This window comes from Xanthomarina sp. F2636L, from assembly GCF_026410195.1.
Classification (GTDB): Bacteria; Bacteroidota; Bacteroidia; order Flavobacteriales; family Flavobacteriaceae; genus Xanthomarina.
In genome coordinates this window covers 1-2500 of the sequence record NZ_JAPMLM010000067.1, presented here as the reverse complement: position 1 = coordinate 2500, position 2500 = coordinate 1, and the positions used below count along the sequence as shown (strand labels likewise).

Sequence of the window (2500 nt, the reverse complement as noted above, 5' to 3'; positions counted from 1 at the left end):
GTGCCTTTTGCATAATGAGCCTACGAGTTACCGTTGCTAGCAAGGTTAAGGACTTCAGGTCCGGATCCGTAGCGAAAGCGAGTCTGAATAGGGCGCTTTAGTTAGTAGTGGTAGACGCGAAACCGTGTGATCTACCCATGGGCAGGTTGAAGTTTAGGTAACACTAAATGGAGGACCGAACCGGTTGACGTTGAAAAGTCTTCGGATGACCTGTGGGTAGGGGTGAAAGGCCAATCAAACTCGGAAATAGCTCGTACTCCCCGAAATGCATTTAGGTGCAGCGTTGATTTATAGTTTTATAGAGGTAGAGCTACTGATTGGATGCGGGGGCTTCACCGCCTACCAATTCCTGACAAACTCCGAATGCTATAAAATGTTAATCAGCAGTGAGGGCATGGGTGCTAAGGTCCATGTCCGAGAGGGAAAGAACCCAGACCATCAGCTAAGGTCCCCAAATGTATGTTAAGTTGAATAAACGAGGTTGAACTGCTTAGACAGCTAGGATGTTGGCTTGGAAGCAGCCATTCATTTAAAGAGTGCGTAACAGCTCACTAGTCGAGCGGTTCGGCATGGATAATAATCGGGCATAAACATACTACCGAAGCTATGGACTTGTAAAAGTGGTAGGGGAGCATTGTAGTGTCGTCGAAGGTGTACTGCGAGGTATGCTGGAGAAGCTACAAAAGAAAATGTAGGCATAAGTAACGATAATGCGGGCGAGAAACCCGCACTCCGAAAGACTAAGGTTTCCTCAGCTATGCTAATCAGCTGAGGGTTAGTCGGGACCTAACGCGAACCCGAAAGGGGTAGTGGATGGACAACAGGTTAATATTCCTGTACCTGCTCATACTAAAAGTGACGGAGGCGTAAATTTGGTGCGAACTGACGGAATAGTTCGTTGAAGCGAGTAGTAATACCGCGATAGTACACTAAGGCTACGGCTGCGGTGATAATCCAGAAAAGCGACTTCCAAGAAAAGCGAATGAAGCAGCCCGTACCCTAAACCGACACAGGTAGTTGGGATGAGAATTCTAAGGAGCTCGAGAGATTCATGGTTAAGGAACTAGGCAAAATAGACGCGTAACTTCGGGAGAAGCGTCGCCCATCTACGGATGGGCCGCAGTGAAAGAGTCCAGGCGACTGTTTATCAAAAACACAGGGCTATGCTAAATCGAAAGATGATGTATATGGCCTGACACCTGCCCGGTGCTGGAAGGTTAAGTGGAGTTGTTAGCTTCGGCGAAGCAATGAAATGAAGCCCCAGTAAACGGCGGCCGTAACTATAACGGTCCTAAGGTAGCGAAATTCCTTGTCGGGTAAGTTCCGACCTGCACGAATGGTGCAACGATCTGGACACTGTCTCAACCATGAGCTCGGTGAAATTGTAGTATCGGTGAAGATGCCGATTACCCGCTGTGGGACGAAAAGACCCCGTGCACCTTTACTATAGCTTAGTATTGGTTTTGGATAAGTAATGTGTAGGATAGGTGGGAGACTTCGAAGCAGCATCGCCAGGTGTTGTGGAGTCATTGTTGAAATACCACCCTTTGCTTATCTAGAGTCTAACCTTCAATGAAGGGACAGTGCTTGGTGGGTAGTTTGACTGGGGTGGTCGCCTCCAAAAGAGTAACGGAGGCTTCTAAAGGTTCCCTCAGCACGCTTGGTAACCGTGCGTAGAGTGCAATGGCATAAGGGAGCTTGACTGAGAGACATACAGGTCGATCAGGTACGAAAGTAGAGCATAGTGATCCGGTGGTTCCGCATGGAAGGGCCATCGCTCAAAGGATAAAAGGTACGCCGGGGATAACAGGCTGATCTCCCCCAAGAGCTCACATCGACGGGGGGGTTTGGCACCTCGATGTCGGCTCGTCACATCCTGGGGCTGGAGAAGGTCCCAAGGGTTGGGCTGTTCGCCCATTAAAGTGGCACGCGAGCTGGGTTCAGAACGTCGTGAGACAGTTCGGTCTCTATCTACAGTGGGCGTTAGAAATTTGAGTGGATCTGACTCTAGTACGAGAGGACCGAGTTGGACAAACCTCTGGTGTATCTGTTGTTCCGCCAGGAGCATTGCAGAGTAGCTACGTTTGGAAGGGATAAGCGCTGAAAGCATATAAGCGCGAAACCCACCACAAGATGAGATTTCTTTAAAGGGTCGTGGAAGATTACCACGTTGATAGGCTATAGGTGTAAAGGCAGTAATGTCATAGCCGAGTAGTACTAATAACCCATAGGCTTATTGTACAGCTGTTCTTTTTAAAAGTACAATAATTACAAATTCATGTCATTTTTTTCAATATGTTAAGATATTTGTTCCAATTTGATATTGGAACGCTGAAAGTAATAAGTTAAATACTTATTACTGCAGCAATAACTTAAGGTGGTTATTGCAATGGGGCTCACCTCTTACCATTCCGAACAGAGAAGTTAAGCCCATTAGCGCCGATGGTACTGCATTTGTGGAAGAGTAGGTCATCGCCTTTTTTAGAATCCCGATTCATTT

Annotated in this window: 2 rRNA genes (1 of these 2 cut by a window edge); both read left to right on the top strand. The window is 47.4% G+C overall.

The window, feature by feature from the left end:
- Positions 1-2241, top strand: a 23S ribosomal RNA gene (locus tag OS191_RS07190) (it extends 578 nt beyond the left edge of the window).
- A 132-nt stretch (positions 2242-2373) separates the two neighbouring features.
- Positions 2374-2481: ribosomal RNA gene (gene rrf / locus OS191_RS07185) — 5S ribosomal RNA — on the top strand.
- The last annotated feature ends 19 nt before the right edge of the window (positions 2482-2500 follow it).